Raw genomic sequence first — 21676 nt, 5'->3', positions numbered from 1 at the left:
TGGACCGTCAGCCCGCGGCCATTTGCGGCCGGGTTGCCGTCAAAGACATCCTGAGCGCCGCCAGGCACCCGACGATCCCGAGCGGCACGAAAGCCAGGAACAGCCAGCCGGCGACAGTCGCGGCCGCCTCGCGGCTCAGCCCGTCGGAGAAGCCGCTGGCATTGGCGATGATGCCGGCGACGGCCGCGCCGACCGCATAGCCGATGCGCTGCATCGTCGGCACTGCGGCGGAGGCGATGGTCTGTTCGCCCTCGCGCGCCGATGCGACGATGACGCGGGTCAGGAACGGCCAGGCGACGCCGAAGCCGCCGCCCTGCAAAAGGGCGCAGAGCAGGATCAGCGGGATCGAGCCGGCGGGGATCGTGTAGGCGAAGCCTGCAATGCCGCAGGCGATCATCAGCGCCCCGACGACGATGATCGAACGCTCGCGATGCAGTGGCGCATTAGCGACGAGGATCGACAGGATCGACCATGAGATCGATTCGGCGGCGATGATATAGCCGGTGGTGAGAAGCGGGATCTGATGCAGCGTGGTCAAGAGCAGCGGCCCGTAGATGCCGAAGGAGCAGGTCGCCACCGAGAACGCCGCGACCATGGTCATGCCGTTGCCGACCGGCGAGCGCCACGAAAACAGATTTGACGGGAAGAGCCGCGAGCGGGGTCTGAGCCCATCGACCCGGACGAACAGTGCCAGGGCGATCAGGCCGAGGCAAAGAAGCAGCGTGGAGCGAAGCAGTGTGATATCGACGCCGGCGGTTGCGATCAGCACGACGGCGACGGCAAGGCAGCCGAGCGCGCCATAGGGGAAGGGCGGTGCCGCATCGCCCGAGGCCTGCGGCCGTGACGCGCCGGCGGTGTTGAGGACGGTGAGGCTGGCAAGCGCGACGGCGATGCCGCCCAGGGTGAAGATGCCGACCGCCCAGCGCCAGGACAGAAGCTCGACCATGATCGCCCCGATCATCGGACCGCTGAAGGCGGCGATGCCCCAGATCGCCGACATCACGCCGAAGAGCTGCGGCCAGATGTTGCGTGGAAACAGGCGCTCGACGGAGATGTACGCCAGCGACACCAGCGCGCCGCCACCGAGGCCCTCGATCAATCGTCCGGCGAGGAACTGGGCCATCGAGGGCGCTACGGCGCTTACCAGCGCACCGGCCGCGTAGAGCAGGGCGGCGACGGCCATGTTGTTGCGCAGGCTGACATAGCTGACCAGCCGTCCGGCCGCGGCGCCCGCGGTGATGGCGCCAAGCTCGTAGATCGCCAGCGACCAGCCGACCAGTTGCACACCGTCCAGTTCGCCGACCATCGCCGGCATCACCGTCGCTACCATCGTCTCGTTGGTGGCGTAGAGCAGAATGCCGAGATTGATGAAGCAGAAGCGCGCCAGGTCGCCGCTCATCCACAGCGCCCGCCAGTCGACCTTGTTTTCCGATTCCCTATTCAAGACGCTCTCCCGATTTCATGTCGGGCATGTCTGTAGAACCTCAAGCGGGCTTGAGCTCAAGCGGATTTTTTATGCCGTGATGACGGACGTCAGTTCGCCGTGCTGCGCAGCTGGAACTGGCTGACGCCGATGGCGATGTTGAGGCCGGTCTGGGTCTGGATGCTGAGCGGCTGCAGGGTGAAGGCGTTGCCGGTGCCGCCGACCAGGAGATTGGCGCCGGCGCCGACCGCGGCGGTCACTTCGGCGCTGGCGCCGACATAGTCGCCGGCGAGCGCGCCCGGAGCGTAGATGTTGTTCATGGGCGTCAGCACCAGCCAGCGCATCACGCTCTGGCTGGTGGTGCCGATGTCGAGACCGTATTTGTTGACGGCGCCGAAATAGGCTTCCGGCGCGAAGGTCTTGTCGGCCGGTGTGAAGGTGCAGCTCAGATCCTTGCTGGAGCCGAAGACGAAGCCGGTGCCGCCGCCGATGGCGCAATCCAGCACGCCGAGCTCGACGCCGCCGGTTTCCGCCCGAGCCTGTCCGGCCAGTGCAACAATCACGATCGCGGCTGCGGCGATGATCCTCGACATATGTCCCCCTCTTCTTTTTGACGCAATTCCGGACGGAAAACCGTGTCACACTTTTCCTGGAATTGCTCAAAAGCATGCGCCCGGAACGGCTACAATGTCCTGTTCCGGGCCGCGCGTATAGGCGGATGTCGTTGGCGGCTGAGCGCCTATTTGTAGGAGTGGACCAGATCCAGCGATGCCACCGCGACGGCCAGGTTGACGCCGGTCTGCGCCTGGACGCTGAGCGGCTCGAGCATGAAGGCGCCGTCGAGGCCGCCGACCAGCAGGTTGGCGCCGCCGCCGGTCACGACGGAGGCCTCCGCGTTGACGCCGTAATAGCTGCCGGCGAGGTCGCCCGCCTCATGATGGCGCGTGGCGCCGAGCACTGCCCAGACGAGCTGACCCTGATGCGTCTGGCCGATGTCGACGCCGAGCTTGGAGATCATGCCGGTGTACTGCTCGGCCGGACCGTGATGATAGGGACGGAAGGTGCAGGAGACGCCCTTGTTGGATGTGATGACATAGCCGACGCCGCCATCGATGGTGCAGTCGAGCGTGCCGAGCCGGAGCGTGCCGGCGCTGACCGGCGAGGCGAGGACCGTGGCGGCAAGCGCGGCAGCGGCACAGGCAAGGGATTTGATCATTGGAATGGTCCTTTCGCGAAAATTTTGCCCCGGCTTAAACGAGCGAGGTGCGCCGAGCGTTCCGCCGAAAACTTGGCGCGAACATGGCAAAGATTAACGCGCCGCCCTGAGCAGTTAGCGGTTCGCTATCGGCGTCGCCGCGGCGCAACACTGCGGTCACCGGCGGCGACCGGGCGATCGGGGACGACGCCTAAGCGTCGTGCAATAGGCCTCTGTGGGCGTCAGCTTCCGATCAGCTGGCGTTGCCGCCTGTGCGCGAAAGACCGTCCTTGGCCGGCTGGTAGTTCGGGTCGAGGTGGATTGCCTCGCGGTAGGACTTGGCGGCCCTGACCTTGTCGCCACGGCGCTCGTAGATCAGCGCCTGGTTGGCCCAGGCCTCGGCATTCTTGCCGTCGAGCTTGATGGCCATGTTGAAGTCGGAGAAGGCGTTGTCCTCGTCGCCTGTCGCCAGATAGGAGAGGCCACGGCCGTTGTAGGGCTCGGCGGCGTCCGGCGCCAGCGAGATGGCGGTCGAGAAGTCCTCGATGGCGAATTTGTGCTGGCCCTGGCTCTGATAGATCAGGCCGCGATTGTGGTAGGCGCGCGCATCGGTCGTGTCGAGCTGGATCGCCTTCTGGAAGTCGTTGAAGGCATCCTGGGTGCGGCCCACCTTACGGTAGAGATTACCGCGGCCGATATAGGCGGCATCGTAATTGGCGTTGATCTGGATCGAGCGGTTGTAGTCGGCCAGAGCCGCTTCCTGGTTGCCGAGGAAACGCTGGATCAGCGCGCGATTCGAATAGGCCTGGTAGAAGTTCGGATTGAGCTGGATGGCCTGGTTGAAGTCCTTCAGCGCCGCCTGGTACTGGCCACCGCGGCCATAGGCCGAGCCGCGCACATTATAGCCCTCGGGATCCTGCGGATTGCGCTGGATGACCGCCGAGAGCGAGGAGATGTTCTCGCTCGAGCCCTGCGCCTTGTCGATCGAGTTGAACTCACCCGTCGGGGCCGTCTGGCATGCTGCAAGCATCAGACCCGAAAGCAGGGCCGCCGTCAGGGCGAAGCCGCGAAAAGCGGTTCCACGCTCCACGGTAATAGCGTTCATCTTTGTCCTCACTGCCGCAGCGCCGTCAGTCCGTTCCCTCTCCGAACCGGCCCGAATCTGTAAACAAAAAGGTGGCGGCGATTCCGCATCGCGCCACCTTCGGTATCCTTCGAAAAGGACGAAAAATAGGCGTTATGAGCGCGGCGAACGCGGCGCGCCACCAGCACCGGCCGGAGCCGGACGCGGGGTCATCGGCAGCAGGCCTTCGCGCTGGGCGCGCTTGCGGGCCAGCTTGCGGGCGCGGCGCACGGCTTCCGCCTTCTCGCGGGCACGCTTCTCGGACGGCTTCTCGTAGTGACCGCGCATCTTCATTTCGCGGAAAATACCTTCGCGCTGCATTTTCTTCTTCAGCGCGCGAAGCGCCTGATCAACGTTGTTGTCGCGGACGAGTACCTGCACGGGCAATCCTGTCTTCGGGTTTGAAATCGTTAGGCAATCGGCCATAGCCGGGATGCCTCCGCGGCGAGTTGCACCGCGAATTGTGGCGGCTGATAGCAGAATCAGGCTGGGATGTCCACCGCTGATTGCGGGAAAGCGCGATCAAAAACCGGAGCGGTCCGCCCCGCCGCGATTCAACCTTCCACCGCCGCCAGATGGAGGCGTGCGAAATCCTCGAAAAACTCGCCATAATCGCAGGTGATTTCCTCGCCGGCGGCGATGTCACGAATGGCGGTGGCGCCGCCATATTGCGAGAAATCCGTGTTCGGCCGCTCGGCATGGTTCATGAAGCGGCCATTATCGACCTCATAGACCATGAAGCCCGGCTTGTCCGGGCTCGGATAGGCATAGCGGTCGAGCAATTCCCTCAGATGCGGGGGCGCGGCTTCGTATTTCTCCATCGGGATCAGCCGGTCGAAATCGGGATCGAGCCGCCAGATCGACGCGCCTTTGCGGATCGGCTCGGCGGCGAAGACGCCGACGCCCTCGATGGCGCTCTGGGCAACATAGGTTCTGATCAGCAGCATCGTTCCAGCCCCGTTTCGACGGGAAACGAAAAATCGTCAAAACGGACCGGAATGCAAGGCCGTATCGCGAGATTTCAGCGGATGAGCAAGCCTGCTGTCCGCCAAACGGATCACGTCCGGTTGATCGAGGCGGCCGGCTTTGGCCGCGGCAAAGGCCGCTGTCGCCCTACTGCCGCAACAGCCAACCCAGCCTGTCCAGGGAGAAGGCGTAGCTGAGGACGATCAGCAGAGCCATGGCCAGGCCTGCAGCCGCATGACCTGCCAGATAGAACCCGGCGGAGCCGCCGAACAGTATGACGAGTTCCAACAACAACCGCGCCGCGCCCGGCACAGCAACGGGCGCTCGGCCTGAGCGGCTTGGGTCGTCGGGAACCGCGAAGGTTCCCCACAGCGCTGCCGCAACAAGCGGCAAGGCCAAGGCGAGGAGCCAGCGCCACCACCCTTCGGAAAGGCTCCAGCCTGCCATGCCGAGCCCAAGCAGCGCCGCAAGTTCGAGCAGAAAGCGCAGGGTCAGATTCCACCAGGCATTACCCATATCCATCCTCCAGGTCTCGGAGCGGTCGGTATGGCCGATCGCGGCCGCCGCTACCAGCCCGGACGCCATCCTTTCGGCATGGCGCAAAGCGGCAAGCGCCGTCGCAATCAGCGCAAGGATGACATCGCGGTTTCGCTAGTGATACTCCTCGCGTGACGGGCGGACGACATCCGCGATTTTTGGCGCGAGGCTATAACGTGAAGAAATATTCGGTATTCGCCATCGCCCGCGAGGCGATGCGCGGCCACAAGGGCTGGGAAGAGCAGTGGACCTCGCCCGAGCCGAAGAAGGAATACGACGTCATCATCGTCGGCGCCGGCGGGCACGGCCTGGCGACGGCCTATTACCTGGCGAGCGAGCACGGCATCACCAACATCGCGGTGCTGGAAAAGGGCTGGCTCGGCGGCGGCAACACCGGGCGCAACACCACCATCATCCGCTCCAACTACCTTTATGACGAAAGCGCCGGCATCTACGACCATGCGCTGAAGCTGTGGGATGGGCTCTCCCAGGAGCTCAACTACAACGTCATGTATTCGGCGCGCGGCGTCATGATGCTGGCGCACAATGTGCATGACGTGCAGGTGTTCAAGCGCCATATCCATGCGAACCGGCTCAACGGCATCGATAATGAATGGCTGACGCCGGAACAGGCGAAGGAATTCTGTCCGCCGCTCAACATCTCCAAGGAAGCGCGCTATCCGGTGATGGGGGCTGCGCTGCAGCGGCGCGGCGGCACGGCGCGGCACGACGCGGTCGCCTGGGGCTATGCGCGCGGCGCGTCGGCGCGCGGCGTACACATCATCCAGAATTGCGAGGTCACCGGCATCAAGCGCGCGGCCAACGGCGCGGTCAGCGGTGTCGAGACGACGCGCGGCTTCATCGGCGCCAAGAAGGTCGGCGTGGTCGCGGCCGGCCATTCCTCCGTCATCATGAACATGGCCGGCGTGCGCATGCCGCTCGAAAGCTATCCGCTGCAGGCGCTGGTGTCGGAGCCGATCAAGCCGGTGGTGCCCTGCGTGGTGATGTCCAACACCGTGCACGCCTATATCTCGCAGTCCGACAAGGGCGAGCTGGTCATCGGCGCCGGCACCGACCAGTATGTCTCCTATTCGCAGACCGGCGGGCTGCACATATTGCAGCACACGCTCGACGCCATCTGCGAGATGTTCCCGATCTTCACGCGCATGAAGATGCTGCGTTCCTGGGGCGGCATCGTCGACGTCACGCCGGACCGTTCGCCGATCCTGGCGAAAACGCCGGTCAAGGGCCTTTACGTCAATTGCGGCTGGGGCACGGGCGGCTTCAAGGCAACGCCCGGCTCGGGCAATGTCTTCGCGCATACGATCGCGAAGGACGAGCCGCACCCGATCAACGCGCCCTTCACGCTCGAGCGCTTCCGCACCGGCCGCCTCATCGACGAGGCCGCGGCGGCGGCAGTGGCGCACTGATGATGGCGCAAATGGCTGTCGCGATGCCGCTGGTGCTCGCCGGCGAACAGGGGTTGTTTCACCTGCCGACGCCTGGCGAAGTCCGTTTGCAGGCGATCAGCCGCGAGGACAACGAGATGGGCTGGCCGTTCTCCGTCGACGAAGGGATGTTGGCCTGCGTCTGGAGTGCAGGCCAAAAAGTGGTGATGTTCTTCGAGAACAGGCCGAAGGATCTGGATGAGAACGAGCCCTTCCAGCCGCGCGGCGTCATCGTCACCACCGACCCGATGCAGCTGACGCTCGGAAATATGGCAAACCGCGCGCTGTTCAAACCCTCGGTCAGCGTCGAGGAGCGCATGCGGCTCGTGGCGCCTTTCGCGGCGCTCGGCCAAAGGCTTTGCGATCAACCGGCCGGCGCCCGCGTCGGCCATGGCGAATTGTAGGATCCACCGAAAAATGCTTCTCATCCGCTGCCCCTATTGCGAGGAAGAGCGCCCGGAACTCGAGTTCCGCAATGCCGGCGAGGCGCATATCGCGCGCCCCACCAACATTGCCGCCGAGAGCGACGACGATTTCGAGAAATTCTTCTTCATCCGCGCGAACCCGAAGGGAGTCATCTACGAGCGCTGGCGGCACATCCATGGCTGCGCGCGCTTCTTCAACGCGGTTCGCGACACCGTCACCGACAAGTTCGTCATGACCTACAAGGCCGGCGAGCCGAAGCCCGCGAAGCTGCCTGGAGCCGCGAAATGAACGCCATGTTACGCATTTCAGGCGCCGGGCGCCTCAGCCAGGCGAAGACCGCCTCGTTCAGCTTCGACGGCAAGCCCTATGCCGGCATGGAGGGCGATACGCTCGCCTCGGCGTTGCTTGCCAACGGCGTGCATCTGGTCGGCCGTTCCTTCAAATACCACCGGCCGCGCGGCTTCCTGTCGGCCGGCGCGGAGGAGCCCAACGCGCTAGTGCAGATCGTGCGCGACGATGCGCGCAAGACGCCGAATGTTCGCGCCACCGTGCAAGAGCTCTATGACGGGCTGACCGCCAATTCGCAGAACCGCTGGCCGTCGCTTTCCTTCGACGTCGGCGCAGTCAACGACGTCGCTTCGCCGCTATTTTCGGCCGGCTTCTACTACAAGACCTTCATGTGGCCGAAATGGGCCTGGAAGGATCTCTACGAGCCGAAGATCCGCGCTGCGGCCGGCCTCGGCGTTTCGCCCGAGAAGCCGGACCCGGACCACTATGCCGCGCGCTACGCGCATTGCGAGGTGCTGGTGCTAGGCGGCGGCGCCGCCGGCATTGCCGCTGCCCTTGCCGCCGCTGAAACGGGCGTGCGGGTGATCCTCGCCGACGAGCAGGCCGAATTCGGCGGCAGCCTGCGCTTCGAGAGCGGCGCCAGGATCGATGGCCAGGACGGCTTCGCATGGGCTCAAGGCGCGATCGCGAAGCTCAAGGCGATGGACAATGTGCGCGTGCTCTCCCGCACCACCGCCTTTGGTTATTACGCGCAGAATTTCGTCGGCCTGGTCGAGCGGGTCAGCGACCATCTCAAGAGCCCGGGCCGCGAGCTGGCGCGCGAGCGCCTGTGGCAGGTCCGCGCCGGCCGCGTCGTCATCGCCACCGGCGCCATCGAGCGGCACATGGTCTTCGCCAACAACGACCGTCCCGGCGTGATGCTGGCGTCCGCGGCGCGCACCTATCTCAACCACTATGGCGTCGCGGTCGGCAGGAATATCGGCGTCTATACGGCGAACGATTCCGCCTATGCCGCCGCGATCGACCTCAAGAAGGCCGGCGTCAATATCGCGGCCATCGTCGACCTGCGGGACAACCCGACCTGTCCGGTGATCGACGAAGCGAGGGAGCTCGGCATCGAGATCAATTTCGGCCGCGCGGTGGTGAACGCTGGCGGCAAGCTGCGCGTGTCGTCCATGACCGTGCAGCCGAAGAATGGCGGCGGCGAACGCACCATCCCGGTCGACGCGATCCTGATGTCGGCCGGCTGGACGCCGTCGGTGCATCTCTTCTCGCAGTCGCGCGGCAAGGTCGCCTTCAACGACGAGACCAAACGCTTCGTGCCCGGCACCTACGCGCAGGATTGTGTCTCGGTCGGCGCCTGCAACGGCACCGACGGGCTGGACGCAACGGTCGACGAGGCCTATGCGGCCGGAGCCAAGGCGGCGAAGGATGCCGGCGTCAAGGCCGGGAAGGGAGCCAAGCCGAAAGTCGATGCCGGCGAGAGCTGGTCGCGCGGCATGCTGGGCGCCGCCCCCGGCGCCGGGCCGGCCACCACGGTCAAGGCCTTCGTCGATTTCCAGAACGACGTCACCGCCAAGGACATCCGCCAGGCGGTGCATGAAGGCATGCATTCGATCGAGCACGTCAAGCGCTTCACCACCAACGGCATGGCGACCGACCAAGGCAAGACGTCCAACATGCACGGCCTGGCGATCGCCGCCGAAGAGCTCGGCAAGCCGATCCCGCAAGTCGGCCTCACCACCTTCCGCGCGCCCTACACGCCGGTGACCTTCGGTTCGATCGTCGGCCACGCGCGCGGCGCGCTGTTCGACCCGACCCGGCGCACGGCGACGCATGGCTGGGCGGCACGCCAAGGTGCCGTGTTCGAGGATGTCGGCCACTGGAAGCGCGCCTGGTATTTCCCCAGGGCCGGCGAGGACATGCATGCCGCCGTCAACCGCGAATGCGTGACGGTGCGCAAGGTCGGCGGCCTGTTCGACGCCTCGACGCTCGGCAAGATCGAGGTGGTCGGGCCGGACGCGGCAAAGTTCATGGAGCTGCTCTACACCAATCCGTGGGAGAAGCTGGAAACCGGCCGCTGCCGCTATGGCATCATGCTGCGCGAGGACGGCTTCATCTATGACGACGGTGTCGTCGGCAGGCTGGCGCCGGACCGCTTCCACGTGACAACGACCACAGGCGGCGCGCCGCGTGTCATGAACCATATGGAGGACTATCTCCAGACCGAGTTCCCGCATCTCAATGTCTGGCTGACCTCGATCACCGAGCAATGGGCGGTGATCGCGGTGCAGGGGCCGAGCGCGCGGAAAATTATCGAACCCTTGGTCGAAGGCATCGACATGTCGGACGAGGCGATGCCGCATATGTCGGTGCGCGAGGGCAAGATCTGCGGCGTGCCGACTAGGCTGTTCCGTATGTCCTTCACCGGCGAGCGCGGTTTTGAAGTCAACGTGCCGGCCGACTATGGCGAAGCGGTCTGGGAAGCGTTGTGGGCCGAGGGCCAGAAGCATGGTGCGACCGCCTACGGCACCGAGACGATGCACGTGCTGCGCGCCGAGAAGGGCTACATCATCGTCGGGCAAGACACGGACGGCACGGTGACGCCGAACGATGCCGGGCTAGACTGGGCGGTCGGCAAGAAGAAGACCGACTTCGTCGGCATCCGTGGCCTGACCCGCTCCGACTTGGTGGCCAAGGGCCGCAAGCAGCTTGTCGGGCTGAAGACCAAGGACCCGAAAGTCGTGCTGGAAGAGGGCGCGCAGATTGTCGCGGATCCGAAACAGCCGATCCCGATGAAGATGATCGGCCACGTCACCTCCAGCTACTGGTCGGAGAATTGCGGCCGTTCGATCGCGCTGGCGCTGGTTGCCGGCGGCCGCGACCGCATGGGGCAGACGCTCTATGTGCCGATGCCGAACGGCACGATCGAGGTGGAAGTCACCGGCATGGTGTTCGTCGACGAGAAGGGAGAACGCCTCAATGGCTAAGGCTGCTGCCAAGACAAAAGCCGCTGCATCCGCTTCCGTCGAGCGCCGCCCCGCGCTTGCCGGCCGCACACTGTCGGCGCCCGGCGTGAAGGTGGAGATGCTGCCGCCGGCCGAACGCATCTCGCTGCGCGCGCCGCAAGCTTCGCTTGCCGCGCTTTCCAAGGCGCTCGGCTTGACGCTGCCGGTCAAGCCGAAGACCTCGGCCATGAAGGACGGGCGCACCGCGCTGTGGCTCGGCCCGGACGAATGGATGATCATCGACGAGGCCGGCAATGACCCGCTCGCCGACTGCGCCAAGGTGACCGCGCAGCATTCGGCGGTCGGCATCTCGCATCGGAATGTGGGGATTTCTGTCGCCGGACCAGCGGCGGCCGTGACGGTCAATTCAGGTTGTCCGCAAGACCTGTCGCTCTCCGCCTTCCCGGTCGGAGCGGCCTCGCGCACCATCCTTGGCAAATCCGAGATCGTGCTGCTGCGCACCGCAGCCGATGCCTTCCGTGTGGAATGCTGGCGTTCCTTCTCGGACTATGTCTTTACTCTGCTTTCGGAAGCGGCGAGCGACGCGGCGGACTGATCTTTCACGCTGCACCCTCGGATAGCCGCGCAGCCGGAACCATCGCCGGCCCTGTCCGTTTCCGCAGCCTGCGAGGGAGATCGCCGATGCCGTCCAGAACCGCGCCGAAGTCGCCGAAGAAGACAGCGGCTGTCCGATCGCTGGAGCATGAAAGGCACGAGATCGAGGAAGAAGAACTCGAGGAAGGCCTCGAGGATACTTTTCCGGCCAGCGACCCCGTATCAATTACCAGTAGCGCCATTCCCGGCGCCCCGGCCAAGCCCGGCAAGGCCAAGACCGTGGCGGGAACGAAATCGCGCAAGAAATAGGCTTTACTCGAAGCGACAGACAAAACGAAAAGGGCGGCCAAGTGCCGCCCGTTTCGTTTGAAATCTTACCAGTAGCGCTTACAGGCCGGGCACGAACCACGGGTTGACGTCGATGCCAAGCTTCGGGCTCTTCGGCTGGGTCTTGGTGGTGTCCGCCTTCTCGACGGAGCCGGTCGCGGTGCAATCGAGGGCCACATTGGCGTTGGTCTGGTTGCAGGCAGCCGGCGCATGCTTGGCCGGCTGGCTCGCGCCGGCAACCGCGGCGCCCGAGAAAGCCAGGACGGCAGCGAGGGTGAGGATGGTCTTCTTCATTTTCCGTCTCCGGTTCGTACATGTACGATACAGCGTACACATACGGTTAACGGAAGCTGAATTCAAGAGGCAATTTGTACGCGTACGACAACTTTTCTTGAACGTAAGAATTCGTCGCCGCGAATCCAAGCGATCGGCATCACGGAAAAGCGGCGCAAACGCCGGTCAGCAGTTGACAGGTGTTTCGGTGAGCGGGGGGATATCCTGCGCCGACAAAGAGGCCAGCATGAAATCGCACATCCGCTTCACATAGGCCTGGGGATCACCGAACGGATAGAAGGGGAAGGTGATCAGCAGCGAAATCATGCCGTGACCGACGGTCCACAGCATGGTGGCAATGGCGCGCGGATCGCCCTTGAGCCTGCCCGCGGCAACACAGGCCTCGACACGTTTGATCAGCACCTTCATGGCGGGGTTGCCCTCTTCAATGTCCTCGTAACTGCGCCCCTCCGGCAGCCTGGTCTTCTCAGTCATGAAGACGGTGCGGTATTCGTTGGGATTGCCGAGCCCGAAGGCGGCGTATTCGGTCATTACCGCCTTGAGCGCCTCGACCGGGTCGTCGGCGGGGTGTTCCTCGATGCGCCGCGCCAGCGTTTCGAACGCGTCCTCGGCGAGCGCGAACAGGATGTCCTGCTTGTCGGCGAAGTAGGAATAGACCGACATCGGCGCATAGCCGACGCGCTTGGCGAGCTTGCGGATGGTCAGGCCTTCGTAGCCTTCTTCCTGCACCAGCTTGTGAGCTGCCGCGACGAGTTCGGAGCGCAGCTCCGCCTTCTGTTTTTCGCGGCGTTTCTGAACGCTCAGCGTCAATGTCCGCTGCCTTTTATCGTTGGTTGCCTGACGAAATTATATACGCTGTACGGAAACGGACAAGGGAGCAGGCTGGTTCCCTTGCGTGCGCTCCAACCTCTGTTTAACGCCTTCCGGTCGGAAAACCGCAAAGCACTTTTCCTGGAATTGCTCAAATCGCCCCGATGCCGCCATCGAGCGCGAGAGCATGGCCGGTCATGAAGGAATTGGCCGGGTCGGCGAGGAACAGGATGCCGGTCGTGATCTCGTCGACCTCGCCGACACGCTTCATCGGCACGCCGCGCGTGAGCTCGGCAAGTGCTTCGGCTTCAGGCGCGCCAGTGAGGCGGATGAAGCCGTCGACCATCGCCGTGCGCGTATGGGCGGGACAGACGGCGTTGATGCGAATCCCCTTGCTGGCGTATTCGACCGCCGCCGAGCGCGTCAGCCCGACGACGCCATGCTTGGCGGCGGCATAGACCGAAAGCTTGGGCGCGCCGGAGAGGCCGGCGACCGAAGCGATGTTGACGATGACGCCGCCCTTGCCGCTTTCCCTGAACTGGCGCCCCATCTGAGGGATCTGGTGCTTCATGGCATAGAAGACGCCGAGCAGGTCGACCTCGACCACGCGGCGTGCCTCCTCGGATGTGACCTGCGGCAGGCGCACGAAGCTGTGCACGATGCCGGCATTGTTGACGGCGATGTCGAGCCGGCCGAATTTTTCGACGGCCAGTTGCACAAGATCCTCCGAGAGCTTTTCATCGGCGATGTTGCCGGCAAGGATCGCCGTCTCGGCGTCGAGAGTAGCCGCGAAATCGGCAAGCGCGGCCTCGTTGAGGTCGGAAAGAACCAGCCGCGCGCCCTCGGCGGCAAAGGCCTTTGCCGCGCCGCTGCCGAGACCGCCCGTCGCGCCGGTGATGAGGACGGTCGCCCCGTTGAAACGGCCCATTTGTCCGCTCTCCGCTTCAGCTCTTCTTGTCGATCAGTTCCACCGCCAGCGCCGCAAGCAGTTTGACGGCCTCTCCGTAGGTCTTGGCCTTCTCGGGATTGGAGGCATTGCCGTCCAGCGCGCGGCGATAGACGCCCTGGCAGATCGCCGCAAGCCTGAAGAATGAGAAGGCCAGGAAGAAGGTCCAGTTGTCGATCGTCCCGATGCCGCGCCGCTTGCAATAGGCTGCGACATAGGCCTCCTCGGACGGCAGGCCGGCAGCGGCGCGGTCAACGCCGCCGAGGCCGCGAAAGCCCGAGGCATGCGGCAGCCGCCATTGCATGCATTGATAGGCGAGGTCGGCGAAGGGGTGGCCGATCGTCGACAGCTCCCAGTCGAGCACCGCGATGACTTTCGGCGCATCGAGCGCGAACATCATGTTGTCCAGCCGGTAGTCGCCATGGACAAGCGAGACGCGACCGTCATCGGCCGGCATATGGGTTTCGAGCCATGCAATCAGCCGATCCATGTCGGCGACGGTTTCGGTCTCGGAAGCGCGATACTGGCTCGTCCAGCGGGCGAACTGGCGCTCGAAATAGCTGCCGGGCTTGCCGAAATCGCCAAGGCCTGCGGCTTCCACGTCGACATCGTGCAGGGCTGCCAGCGTGGCGTTCATCGCGTCATAGATCGCGGCGCGCTCGCCACTGTCGGACGCATCGGGCAGGGACGGGTCCCAGAAGATGCGGCCGTCGAGATATTCCATGACGTAGAACATGCGGCCGATCGGCGAGTCTTCGGCCGAAAGATGCAGCATGCGCGGCACCGGCACAGCCGTGCCGGCAAGCGCCTGCATAACTCGGAATTCGCGGTCGACCTGGTGCGCGGATTTAAGCAATTGTCCCGGCGGCTTGGCGCGCAGCACAAAGCGGCCGCTGGCGGCGGTCAACAGATAGGTCGGATTGGACTGTCCGGACTTGAATTTCTCGATCGAAGCAAGGCTGGCAAAACCCGGAATATGCGCCTCGAGATAGGGCGCAAGCACCGCCTGGTCTATGGCGCCGGCCTCGCCGCTCATGCGTTCTCGGGCTGACGCTCGATCAGCGTCAAAGTCAGCCAGCGCGCCGTCAGGGCGGGCTTCTTCGAGCCTTCGATCTCAATGGTCACGTCATGCGCCGTCTGCACCCAGCCGGAGGGCCTCACCTTGACGTCGGCCAGCACGAAGCGGGTGCGGATGCGCGCGCCCGTCTTCACCGGCGCCAGGAAACGCAGCGTGTCGAAGCCGTGATTGACGCCCATCTTGGTGTTTTCCAGCGGCGGCATGGTCTCGAAGGTCATCGCCGACAAAAGCGACAGCGACAGGAAACCATGCGCGATGGTGCCGCCGAACGGCGTCTCGCGCTCGGCGCGCTCCGGATCGCAGTGGATGAACTGGTGGTCGTCGGTCGCATCGGCGAACTGGTCGATCATGCGCTGCGTCACCGTTCGCCAGGGCGAGACGCCGACCTCCTTGCCGACGCTTGCCAGAAGCGTATCGAGACTGATCGGTTCCACGCTGATGTCCTCCGCACCCCCGCCCGATTCCCTGAATCGGGCGACTTACTCCTTGAACAAAGTCATTCCATGCTGCACCGACTGGCCGCCGTCGATGGGCAGGATGGCGCCGGTGACATAGCTTCCGGCACGGCTGCACAAATAAAGCGTTGCGCCGGCAATGTCATCCGCCACGCCGATGCGGCCGAGCGGAACATGGTTACCAACATGTTTCGCCTGCTCCTCGGTCGCGGTGGCGAAGGCCGTCATGCGGCTCTGGAAAGGACCGGGCGCAAAGGCGTTGACGGTGATGCGGCGGGCGGCGAACTCGATTGCCAGCGTGCGCGTCAGATGATGCACCGCCGCTTTCGAGGCCGCGTAGGAATAGGCGTCGTCGGCCAGCGGCTGGGTGCCCATCACCGAGCCGAGATTGATCACGCGGGCCGGGTCCTCGTCGCTTGCCGCGGCATCGAGCAGCGGCAAGAGTTCCCTGGTCAGGTGGAAGACGGCGGTGACGTTGACGCCGAACACCTTGGCCCAGGCATGGTAGGGGAAATCCTGCAGCGGCGCGCCCCAGGAAATGCCGGCATTGTTGACCAGGATGTGCAGGCGCTCCGTGCGCGCCTTGACCTCGGCGACAAGTGCGGCGATGCCCGCTTCGCTGGACACGTCGCCGGCAAAGCCTTCGGCCTGGCCGGAGCCGCCGAGCGCGTTCAATTCGTTGGCGACCTTGGCGCAGTCCTCGCCCTTGCGCGAGGCGATCATCACATGAGCACCGGCGCGCACCAGGCCGGTCGCCACCATGCGGCCGATGCCGGTCGCCGCGCCCGTTACCAGCGCGGTCTTGCCGGCGACCGAGAACAGCTTGTCCAGATAGCTCATCGCATTCCTCCCGCACCCTCGATCAAACCGGCGAGGGACTCGCGTTGACAAGGCTAGCCGAAGTACGGTCATCCTTGCCACGGGTAAAGATCTATCTGCGAAAGGGCCGGAAGCGATGGCGGACATGAATCTCGGCATGACCGAGCGGCTGAAGCCGATCCACCAGCGCGTGGCGGCGATGGTGCGCGACGAGATCGCGCCGCTGGGCGAGGAGTTTCTGGCCGAAATCGGCAATGAGGGCGACCGCTGGGCCTACACCGCCAGGCAGACCGAGATCCTCGAAGGCTTGAAGACGAAGGCGCGGGAGCGCGGGTTGTGGAATTTCTGGCTGACCGATTCCAAACGCGGCTACGGTCTTTCCACCGTCGAATATGCCTATCTGGCGGAGGAGATGGGCAAGGCGCATCTCGGCGCCGAGACCTTCAACTGCTCGGCGCCCGACACCGGCAACATGGAGGTGCTGGAGCGTTACGGCTCGGAAGCGCACAAGCGCGATTGGCTGGAGCCGCTGCTCGAGGGCAGGATTCGTTCGGCCTATCTGATGACCGAGCCGGACGTCGCCTCCTCGGACGCGACGAATATTTCGATGCGCTGCGAGCGGCAGGGCGGCGCCTATGTGCTGAACGGCGAGAAATGGTGGGCGTCCGGCGCCGGAGATCCGCGCTGCGCCATCTATATCGTCATGGTCAGGACCGGCTCGGACCAGGAGCCGCAGCATCGCCGGCACTCGATGATCCTGGTGCCCGCCGACAGCACGGGCATCACCAAATTGCGGCCAATGCAAGTCTATGGCGACGACGACGCCCCGCATGGCCATATGCATCTGCGATTCGACAATGTGCGGGTGCCGGCGGCGAATTTGATCCTCGGCGAGGGCAGGGGCTTCGAGATCGCGCAGGGGCGGCTGGGGCCGGGCCGCATCCATCACTGCATGCGCGCCATCGGCCAGGCCGAGATGGCGCTGGAGATGCTGTGCCAGCGCTCGGTGCGGCGTGAGGCCTTCGGCCAGTCGCTGGCCAAGCTCGGCGCCAATTTCGACATCATCGCCGAATGCCGGATGGAGATCGAGATGGCGCGGCTCTTGTGCCTCAAGGCTGCGTGGATGATCGACCAGGGGGACGCGCGCGCGGCCGCGCCCTGGATTAGCCAGATCAAGGTCGTGGCGCCCCGCGTCGCGCTGAAGGTCACCGACGAGGCGGTGCAGATGTTCGGCGCGCAAGGCATCAGCCAGGATACGCCGCTTGCCCGCTCCTGGACACATTTGCGGACGCTGCGGCTGGCCGACGGGCCGGACGCCGTGCACCGGCGCCAGGTGGCGCGCACGGAACTGAAGAAATACACGCAGGAAAAGGTCTGACGCCATGACGCTTCCATCGCAAATGCGAGGTCTGCTGCTTGTCGGCGACGGCTATACAAAGACGCCTTCTGCGGCCGCGCTGGAGGCAATGGAGCCTTACCTTGAGCCCGGCAGCATAGCCGTGCCGGCGCCAGCGCAGACACAGGCGCTGATCAAGGTCAGCCTCGCCTCGATCAACCCCTCCGACGTCGCCTTCATCAAGGGCCAGTACGGCCAGCCGCGGGTCAAGGGCCGTCCGGCGGGCTTCGAAGGCGTCGGCGTCGTCGTCGCCACCGGCGACGGCCCGTACGCAAAAAGCCTTGCCGGCAAGCGCGTCGCCTTCGCCACCGGCGTGTCGAACTGGGGCGCCTGGGCGGACTATGCGGTTGCCGAGGCCGCGTCCTGCATCCCGCTCATCGACACGGTGCGCGACGAGGATGGGGCCGCGATGATCGTCAACCCGCTGACCGCCTTGGCCATGTTCGACATCGTCAGAGAGGAGGGCGAAAAGGCCTTCATCATGACCGCCGGCGCCAGCCAGCTCTGCAAGCTGATCATCGGGCTGGCGAAGGAAGAAGGTTTCCGGCCGATCGTCACCGTGCGCCGTGACGAGCAGATCCAGCTGCTGAAGAACCTCGGCGCCGCCCATGTGCTCAATGAGAAGGCGGCGGATTTCGAGGCAGCGCTGCGCGAGGCGATGAAGGCCGAGCAGCCGCGCATCTTCCTCGACGCGGTCACCGGCCCGCTGGCTTCGACTATCTTCAATGCCATGCCGAAACGTGCGCGCTGGATCGTCTATGGCCGGCTTGACGCCGAGCCGACGGTGATCCGCGAGCCGGGGCAACTGATCTTCCAGCACAAACGCGTCGAGGGTTTCTGGCTGGCCGAATGGATGCGGCAGTTCCGCGACAGGCTAGGTCCGGCGGTGCTGGAGGCGCAGAAGCGCTTTTCCGACGGACGCTGGTCGACCGACGTCACGGCGGTCGTGCCGCTGGACGAGGCGATGGCACGGCTGCCGGCCGAGCTCGCCAAGCCCAATGGAAAGGTGTTCATAAAACCATGATATCGCCGGACGGCGGGCCGGCGGCGGCTATGCTGCGTTGTTTTGGCCATGATATGCCGCCATCAAAATGCCGGGACGGTGCTTGACTGATCCCGCTTCGAGCGTTGGGTGGGGGCATTCGATGATAATTTCCAAGCCGGTTTTCGACCGTTTGGGATTTTGGCTGTGGGTGGGGTCGTTTCTGGTCGTGCTCGGCTTGGTGCTATGGTCGCCCGAGACACGCTCGGTGATCCGTATCTATCGATATGGCAGTGAAGCTTTCCTGAGCCGCCAACCGCTGTATCAGGTCCAAGTCGCCATGGGGTATCTATACGCTCCCGCCTTCGCCGTCCTCTACGTCCCCCTGCTGAAACTCGGGCCATATCTGGGTAACATCCTGTGGCACGCGCTGGGCTTCGGGGCGCTCACCTTTGCCGCGATGCGCCAGGTCCGCAAGGTGGGCGGCGAGGAGCAGACATGGCTCCTGTCCTTCGGTCTCTTCCTCGCCCTGCCGGTTTCGCTGGGAGCGCTTCGCAACGGCCAGGCGACGATCCTGCTGACCGGTGCGTGCTGGTTTCTGACGCTGTCGTCACTCGAGGGGCGCCGCGCCGAATGCTTCTTCTGGGCCATGCTTGCGATCATCGCCAAGCCGACGGCGATCATCATGCTGCCGCTGGTGGGCGCGCTGCGTCCCAGGCTGATACCGGTCCTGGCGCTGGCGGTGATTGTCGTGCTCGTCATCCCCTACGGTTTTGCACCCGCGGGCTACATCAACGCCCAGTATTACGATTTCTTCCGGATGCTCACTTCGATGACTGTTGACCCGACCGGCCCCTTCGTCCCGGCCGATTTCACGGCGCCCTTCACAAGGTTTGGGATGACGCTCCCGGACATTGACGCGACGATCGTGCGCGTCGCCGCGGGCTTGCTTACGCTGTGGGTGGTGCTCCAGTTCGACCGCAAGCTAGACCCGAACGTCAGCGGTCTGGCCATTTTCCTCACCGCGGCGTTCTATATGTGCGTCTTCAATCCGCGGGTCGAGCAGAACACCTATGCCATGGTGGCGGTGCCGGCAGGCCTGTCCATTGCTTTGCTGTGGCGGGAGAAGGGACCCGTGATCATGCGATGGTTGCTGGCTGTGCTGCTCTTCGTCACTGGACTGACCAGCGTCGATACGCGGCTGCACGACCTTTTCCACCCGTGGTTCCGGCCAATCGGCATCAGCATTGTTGCTTGCCTGCTGATCGGTTGGCTCTGGGCGCGAGGCAAACAGAATATGCCGGCCGCGGGAGCCGTCGCGCATGGCTGAGAGGCTCGACGTCATCGCGCCGTTCTTCAACGAGGCCGAATCCGCGATTGCCTTCGTCGGGCTGCTCGACAGGCTCGAGGCTGCCGTGGCGGAGCGCTTCGGCATGACGGTGCGCAAGATACTCGTCGATGACGGCAGCCACGACGGCAGCGCCGAGACATTCGCGGCGGCGCTGTCCGGCTCCTGGGAGATCGTGCGGCTCAGCCGTAACTTCGGCAAGGAAGCGGCGGTGCTCGCCGGCCTCGACCATTCCCGCGGCGACCTGGTCCTGATCATGGACTCCGACCTGCAGCATTCCATGGACATCAGCCTGAAGATGATCGGCGAGCTGGTCGACAACCCGGAGATCGATGTCGTCTTTGCGCAGAACGACCGGCGGGAGGGCAGTTGGCGGCGCAGCCAGCTGGCGCGGCTTTTCTACAAGCTGATCAACAGCAGCCAGCGTTTCGATATCCCCGAAAATGCCGGGGACTTCCGCGTCATGCGCGGCGCGGTGGCGCATGCCTTGACCCGCGTGCGCGACAAGCGTCGTTTTAACAAGGGCCTGTTCGCCTGGGCCGGCTTTCGCCAGAAGGCGGTGCTTTATTCGCCGGAAAGCCGCGCCGGCGGCACGTCGAAATGGAGCCGGTTCAACCTGATCGCGTTCTCGATCGAAGGGTTCACCTCGTTTTCCGTGATCCCGCTGCGCATCATCAGCCTAATCGGATTGCTGGCGGCATTTGCCGGTCTCGCCTACGGCGTGAAAGTGGTCTTCGAGGTGCTCTTCTTTGGCATCGCCGTGCCCGGCTATCCAAGCATCATGGTCGCCGTCGTGTTGCTGGGCGGCCTCAACCTGGCACTGCTCGGCCTGATCGGCGAATATGTCTGGGTGACGCTCAGCGAAAGCAAGGACCGGCCCGTCTATATCGTGCGCGATGTCCTGCAGGGCAACGCCGCCGAGCAGGCCACCCCCGGCGAATGACCCGGTCGGTCCGCTTGATTGCCGACGATTACGGGCTGGCGCCGGGCGTGTCGGATGCGATCCTCGAGCTGATCGAGCGCGGCCGCCTGACCGGAACCGGCTGCATGACCGGTTTTCCCGAGTGGGAGGAGGCGGCGGCGCGCATCAGGCCGTTCCGCCGCCAGGCTGCCGTCGGGCTGCATCTGACCCTCACCGATCAGGTCGCCGCGACCGGACCGTCCAGCCTGGCGCCGGACGGCAAGCTGCCCGGGCTCGCATCCCTTGCGCTGCCGGTGCGGCGCGGGCGTATCGACGAGCGGGACGTTCATGCCGAGCTCGACGCCCAATACGATCGCTTCGTCGAAACGCTGGCAGGCCCGCCCGACTATGTCGACGGACACCAGCATGTGCATTTTCTTCCCATGGTGCGAAATTGGTTGCTCGCGCGGTTCGGGGCAAGCGCGCGCAAACCGGCGCTGAGAGGGGCACCGGGACTTCCGGGGATGGATGCGGCGGCGCCCAAGATCGCGGCGGTCGCCGCTCTGGCCGCGGGGTTCAACGGATCGATGCGACGGGCCGGCTTCAGCGTCATGACACCGCTTTCCGGGATCTATGACTGGCGGCAGCCGGAGAAGTTCGCCTCAACGCTGCGCGCCGCGATCAAGACCTTGCCCGCACAGGGGGTGTTCATGTGCCATCCGGGCCATGTCGACGACATTTTGCGCGCCCGAGACCCGATGCAGGCCGTGCGCGAGGTTGAGTACACGGTTCTTTCCTCGCGGGATTTCAGCGACATCCTCGACAAGGCCGGAGCGCGCGTCATGGACGGCAAGGCATGAGCGCCGGCCAGCCGCAGCGTTCGACCGGCAGCAAGATCCTTCGCTTCGCCTTGGTCGGGCTGGTCAACACCGGCATCGACCTCACCGCATTTTTCCTGCTGCTCAAGCTCGCGACACCGGCTTTGGCTGCCAATGTCGGCGCCTGGTTCGTCGCGGTCCTCTTCTCCTTCGTGGCGAACCGCTTCTGGTCGTTCGAGCGGGACCCGGACATCCGGCTGCACCACTCCTTCCTGCGCTTCGTCTCGCTGGGAGCGCTGATTTCGCTTGGTGTTTCCAGTCTCTCGATCGCGGCACTGGCAGGGGCCATCGGCGTGTGGCCGGCCAAGATCATCGGCGTCGTGGTGGCGGCCGTGCTGAACTTCCTGGCCGCGCGCTGGTCGATCGAGGGGCGACTGGTGAGATAAGCCGAGGCAGTTTCGCTATTCGGCGGCTCGATATCAGGACCTGATCCATGATCTGCTCATGCCGGAAGCGGGATGGCGATCCAACGA

The 21676-nt window shown here is 64.7% G+C and carries 26 protein-coding genes; 13 read left to right on the top strand and 13 right to left on the bottom strand.

Features of this window, described 5'->3' with window-relative positions; all coding sequences use genetic code 11:
* Nucleotides 1-7 precede the first annotated feature (7 nt).
* The 7 genes from EN852_RS01965 to EN852_RS01935 all read right to left on the bottom strand — a co-directional run bounded on the left by EN852_RS01965 (nt 8) and on the right by EN852_RS01935 (nt 5223).
* On the bottom strand, nt 8-1399 hold the full coding sequence (locus tag EN852_RS01965) for an MFS transporter (RefSeq protein WP_127874934.1): 1392 nt from the start codon (nt 1397-1399) through the stop codon (nt 8-10).
* A gap of 134 nt (nt 1400-1533) precedes the next feature.
* Complete coding sequence (locus EN852_RS01960; RefSeq protein WP_127864195.1) at nt 1534-2016, bottom strand: DUF992 domain-containing protein; 483 nt, start codon at nt 2014-2016, stop codon at nt 1534-1536.
* 146 nt (nt 2017-2162) lie between these two features.
* A complete protein-coding gene (locus EN852_RS01955) occupies nt 2163-2639 on the bottom strand; it encodes a DUF992 domain-containing protein (RefSeq protein WP_095817041.1) in 477 nt (158 codons plus the stop codon).
* A 232-nt stretch (nt 2640-2871) separates the two neighbouring features.
* Nucleotides 2872-3723, bottom strand: a complete 852-nt coding sequence (locus EN852_RS01950; protein ID WP_127864196.1) for a tetratricopeptide repeat protein — start codon at nt 3721-3723, stop codon at nt 2872-2874.
* Between the two features lie 132 nt (nt 3724-3855).
* On the bottom strand, nt 3856-4122 hold the full coding sequence (gene rpsU, locus EN852_RS01945; protein WP_042639546.1) for a 30S ribosomal protein S21: 267 nt from the start codon (nt 4120-4122) through the stop codon (nt 3856-3858).
* A 173-nt stretch (nt 4123-4295) separates the two neighbouring features.
* The gene (locus EN852_RS01940; protein ID WP_127864197.1) at nt 4296-4688 is read right to left on the bottom strand and encodes an SET domain-containing protein-lysine N-methyltransferase; all 393 of its coding nucleotides are present in this window, start codon (nt 4686-4688) and stop codon (nt 4296-4298) included.
* A gap of 166 nt (nt 4689-4854) precedes the next feature.
* Nucleotides 4855-5223 (bottom strand): DUF2568 domain-containing protein, encoded by a 369-nt coding sequence (locus tag EN852_RS01935; protein WP_127874702.1) that lies wholly within the window; start codon nt 5221-5223, stop codon nt 4855-4857.
* A 30-nt stretch (nt 5224-5253) separates the two neighbouring features.
* On the opposite strand from EN852_RS01935, the gene EN852_RS43110 reads away from it, so the two are divergent.
* From EN852_RS43110 to EN852_RS01905, 7 genes are all read left to right on the top strand, one after another.
* Nucleotides 5254-5379 carry a hypothetical protein gene (locus tag EN852_RS43110; RefSeq protein WP_281407769.1) on the top strand — a complete coding sequence of 42 codons (126 nt, stop codon included), beginning with the start codon at nt 5254-5256 and terminating at the stop codon, nt 5377-5379.
* A gap of 41 nt (nt 5380-5420) precedes the next feature.
* Nucleotides 5421-6674 (top strand): sarcosine oxidase subunit beta, encoded by a 1254-nt coding sequence (locus EN852_RS01930; protein ID WP_095817466.1) that lies wholly within the window; start codon nt 5421-5423, stop codon nt 6672-6674.
* Nucleotides 6674-7096 (top strand): hypothetical protein, encoded by a 423-nt coding sequence (locus EN852_RS01925; RefSeq protein WP_127864200.1) that lies wholly within the window; start codon nt 6674-6676, stop codon nt 7094-7096. Before EN852_RS01930 ends, EN852_RS01925 begins: the two co-directional genes overlap by 1 nt.
* Nucleotides 7097-7109: 13 nt before the next feature.
* Nucleotides 7110-7406 (top strand): sarcosine oxidase subunit delta, encoded by a 297-nt coding sequence (locus EN852_RS01920; protein WP_112126462.1) that lies wholly within the window; start codon nt 7110-7112, stop codon nt 7404-7406.
* Complete coding sequence (locus EN852_RS01915) at nt 7403-10396, top strand: sarcosine oxidase subunit alpha (protein ID WP_127874701.1); 2994 nt, start codon at nt 7403-7405, stop codon at nt 10394-10396. The genes EN852_RS01920 and EN852_RS01915 overlap by 4 nt, the downstream gene beginning before the upstream one ends.
* Nucleotides 10389-10970, top strand: a complete 582-nt coding sequence (locus EN852_RS01910) for a sarcosine oxidase subunit gamma (protein WP_127874700.1) — start codon at nt 10389-10391, stop codon at nt 10968-10970. The genes EN852_RS01915 and EN852_RS01910 overlap by 8 nt, the downstream gene beginning before the upstream one ends.
* A gap of 86 nt (nt 10971-11056) precedes the next feature.
* Complete coding sequence (locus EN852_RS01905) at nt 11057-11278, top strand: hypothetical protein (RefSeq protein ID WP_127864203.1); 222 nt, start codon at nt 11057-11059, stop codon at nt 11276-11278.
* Nucleotides 11279-11356: 78 nt separating this feature from the next.
* Here the strand turns inward: EN852_RS01905 and EN852_RS01900 are convergent, their stop codons facing one another.
* The 6 genes from EN852_RS01900 to EN852_RS01875 form a co-directional block, all read right to left on the bottom strand.
* Nucleotides 11357-11590, bottom strand: a complete 234-nt coding sequence (locus EN852_RS01900; RefSeq protein WP_127874699.1) for a DUF680 domain-containing protein — start codon at nt 11588-11590, stop codon at nt 11357-11359.
* A 165-nt stretch (nt 11591-11755) separates the two neighbouring features.
* Nucleotides 11756-12400 (bottom strand): TetR/AcrR family transcriptional regulator, encoded by a 645-nt coding sequence (locus EN852_RS01895; protein WP_127874698.1) that lies wholly within the window; start codon nt 12398-12400, stop codon nt 11756-11758.
* A 151-nt stretch (nt 12401-12551) separates the two neighbouring features.
* Complete coding sequence (locus EN852_RS01890; RefSeq protein ID WP_127874697.1) at nt 12552-13328, bottom strand: SDR family oxidoreductase; 777 nt, start codon at nt 13326-13328, stop codon at nt 12552-12554.
* Nucleotides 13329-13344: 16 nt separating this feature from the next.
* A complete protein-coding gene (locus EN852_RS01885) occupies nt 13345-14382 on the bottom strand; it encodes a phosphotransferase family protein (RefSeq protein WP_127874696.1) in 1038 nt (345 codons plus the stop codon).
* On the bottom strand, nt 14379-14864 hold the full coding sequence (locus EN852_RS01880; RefSeq protein ID WP_281035842.1) for a MaoC family dehydratase: 486 nt from the start codon (nt 14862-14864) through the stop codon (nt 14379-14381). The genes EN852_RS01885 and EN852_RS01880 overlap by 4 nt, the downstream gene beginning before the upstream one ends.
* Before the next feature lie 39 nt (nt 14865-14903).
* Nucleotides 14904-15719: an SDR family oxidoreductase gene (locus EN852_RS01875; protein WP_127874695.1), complete on the bottom strand. Its 816-nt coding sequence runs from the start codon at nt 15717-15719 to the stop codon at nt 14904-14906.
* A 115-nt stretch (nt 15720-15834) separates the two neighbouring features.
* Between EN852_RS01875 and EN852_RS01870 the strand changes: the two genes are divergently transcribed.
* The 6 genes from EN852_RS01870 (at nt 15835) to EN852_RS01845 (ending at nt 21589) form a co-directional block, all read left to right on the top strand.
* Complete coding sequence (locus tag EN852_RS01870) at nt 15835-17076, top strand: acyl-CoA dehydrogenase family protein (protein WP_127874694.1); 1242 nt, start codon at nt 15835-15837, stop codon at nt 17074-17076.
* Nucleotides 17077-17080: 4 nt separating this feature from the next.
* The gene (locus tag EN852_RS01865; RefSeq protein ID WP_127874693.1) at nt 17081-18118 is read left to right on the top strand and encodes a zinc-binding dehydrogenase; all 1038 of its coding nucleotides are present in this window, start codon (nt 17081-17083) and stop codon (nt 18116-18118) included.
* A 121-nt stretch (nt 18119-18239) separates the two neighbouring features.
* A complete protein-coding gene (locus tag EN852_RS01860) occupies nt 18240-19406 on the top strand; it encodes a glycosyltransferase family 87 protein (protein ID WP_127874692.1) in 1167 nt (388 codons plus the stop codon).
* Complete coding sequence (locus EN852_RS01855) at nt 19399-20367, top strand: glycosyltransferase family 2 protein (RefSeq protein ID WP_127874691.1); 969 nt, start codon at nt 19399-19401, stop codon at nt 20365-20367. The genes EN852_RS01860 and EN852_RS01855 overlap by 8 nt, the downstream gene beginning before the upstream one ends.
* 14 nt (nt 20368-20381) lie before the next feature.
* Nucleotides 20382-21185 (top strand): ChbG/HpnK family deacetylase, encoded by an 804-nt coding sequence (locus EN852_RS01850; protein ID WP_348643419.1) that lies wholly within the window; start codon nt 20382-20384, stop codon nt 21183-21185.
* Entirely contained in the window at nt 21182-21589 is a 408-nt protein-coding gene (locus tag EN852_RS01845) for a GtrA family protein (protein WP_127874689.1), read from the top strand. The genes EN852_RS01850 and EN852_RS01845 overlap by 4 nt, the downstream gene beginning before the upstream one ends.
* Nucleotides 21590-21676 lie beyond the last annotated feature (87 nt).

Origin of the sequence: Mesorhizobium sp. M2E.F.Ca.ET.209.01.1.1 (assembly GCF_004010375.2) — a bacterium.
Classification (GTDB): domain Bacteria; phylum Pseudomonadota; class Alphaproteobacteria; order Rhizobiales; family Rhizobiaceae; genus Mesorhizobium.
This window is presented reverse-complemented; position numbering and strand designations above follow the sequence as displayed.

What these genes read in the sequence shown, in the direction of transcription:
- EN852_RS01860 (WP_127874692.1), top strand. Translation starts at nt 18,240, where the DNA reads ATGATAATTTCCAAGCCGGTTTTCGACCGTTTGGGATTTTGGCTGTGG.
- EN852_RS01960 (WP_127864195.1), bottom strand. Translation starts at nt 2,016, where the DNA reads ATGTCGAGGATCATCGCCGCAGCCGCGATCGTGATTGTTGCACTGGCC.
- EN852_RS01965 (WP_127874934.1), bottom strand. Translation starts at nt 1,399, where the DNA reads ATGAGCGGCGACCTGGCGCGCTTCTGCTTCATCAATCTCGGCATTCTG.
- EN852_RS01950 (WP_127864196.1), bottom strand. Translation starts at nt 3,723, where the DNA reads ATGAACGCTATTACCGTGGAGCGTGGAACCGCTTTTCGCGGCTTCGCC.
- EN852_RS01865 (WP_127874693.1), top strand. Translation starts at nt 17,081, where the DNA reads ATGACGCTTCCATCGCAAATGCGAGGTCTGCTGCTTGTCGGCGACGGC.
- EN852_RS01900 (WP_127874699.1), bottom strand. Translation starts at nt 11,590, where the DNA reads ATGAAGAAGACCATCCTCACCCTCGCTGCCGTCCTGGCTTTCTCGGGC.
- EN852_RS01925 (WP_127864200.1), top strand. Translation starts at nt 6,674, where the DNA reads ATGATGGCGCAAATGGCTGTCGCGATGCCGCTGGTGCTCGCCGGCGAA.
- EN852_RS01915 (WP_127874701.1), top strand. Translation starts at nt 7,403, where the DNA reads ATGAACGCCATGTTACGCATTTCAGGCGCCGGGCGCCTCAGCCAGGCG.
- EN852_RS01910 (WP_127874700.1), top strand. Translation starts at nt 10,389, where the DNA reads ATGGCTAAGGCTGCTGCCAAGACAAAAGCCGCTGCATCCGCTTCCGTC.
- EN852_RS01875 (WP_127874695.1), bottom strand. Translation starts at nt 15,719, where the DNA reads ATGAGCTATCTGGACAAGCTGTTCTCGGTCGCCGGCAAGACCGCGCTG.
- EN852_RS43110 (WP_281407769.1), top strand. Translation starts at nt 5,254, where the DNA reads ATGGCCGATCGCGGCCGCCGCTACCAGCCCGGACGCCATCCTTTCGGC.
- EN852_RS01920 (WP_112126462.1), top strand. Translation starts at nt 7,110, where the DNA reads ATGCTTCTCATCCGCTGCCCCTATTGCGAGGAAGAGCGCCCGGAACTC.
- EN852_RS01885 (WP_127874696.1), bottom strand. Translation starts at nt 14,382, where the DNA reads ATGAGCGGCGAGGCCGGCGCCATAGACCAGGCGGTGCTTGCGCCCTAT.
- EN852_RS01870 (WP_127874694.1), top strand. Translation starts at nt 15,835, where the DNA reads ATGGCGGACATGAATCTCGGCATGACCGAGCGGCTGAAGCCGATCCAC.
- EN852_RS01855 (WP_127874691.1), top strand. Translation starts at nt 19,399, where the DNA reads ATGGCTGAGAGGCTCGACGTCATCGCGCCGTTCTTCAACGAGGCCGAA.
- EN852_RS01940 (WP_127864197.1), bottom strand. Translation starts at nt 4,688, where the DNA reads ATGCTGCTGATCAGAACCTATGTTGCCCAGAGCGCCATCGAGGGCGTC.
- EN852_RS01905 (WP_127864203.1), top strand. Translation starts at nt 11,057, where the DNA reads ATGCCGTCCAGAACCGCGCCGAAGTCGCCGAAGAAGACAGCGGCTGTC.
- EN852_RS01955 (WP_095817041.1), bottom strand. Translation starts at nt 2,639, where the DNA reads ATGATCAAATCCCTTGCCTGTGCCGCTGCCGCGCTTGCCGCCACGGTC.
- EN852_RS01845 (WP_127874689.1), top strand. Translation starts at nt 21,182, where the DNA reads ATGAGCGCCGGCCAGCCGCAGCGTTCGACCGGCAGCAAGATCCTTCGC.
- EN852_RS01890 (WP_127874697.1), bottom strand. Translation starts at nt 13,328, where the DNA reads ATGGGCCGTTTCAACGGGGCGACCGTCCTCATCACCGGCGCGACGGGC.
- EN852_RS01935 (WP_127874702.1), bottom strand. Translation starts at nt 5,223, where the DNA reads ATGGGTAATGCCTGGTGGAATCTGACCCTGCGCTTTCTGCTCGAACTT.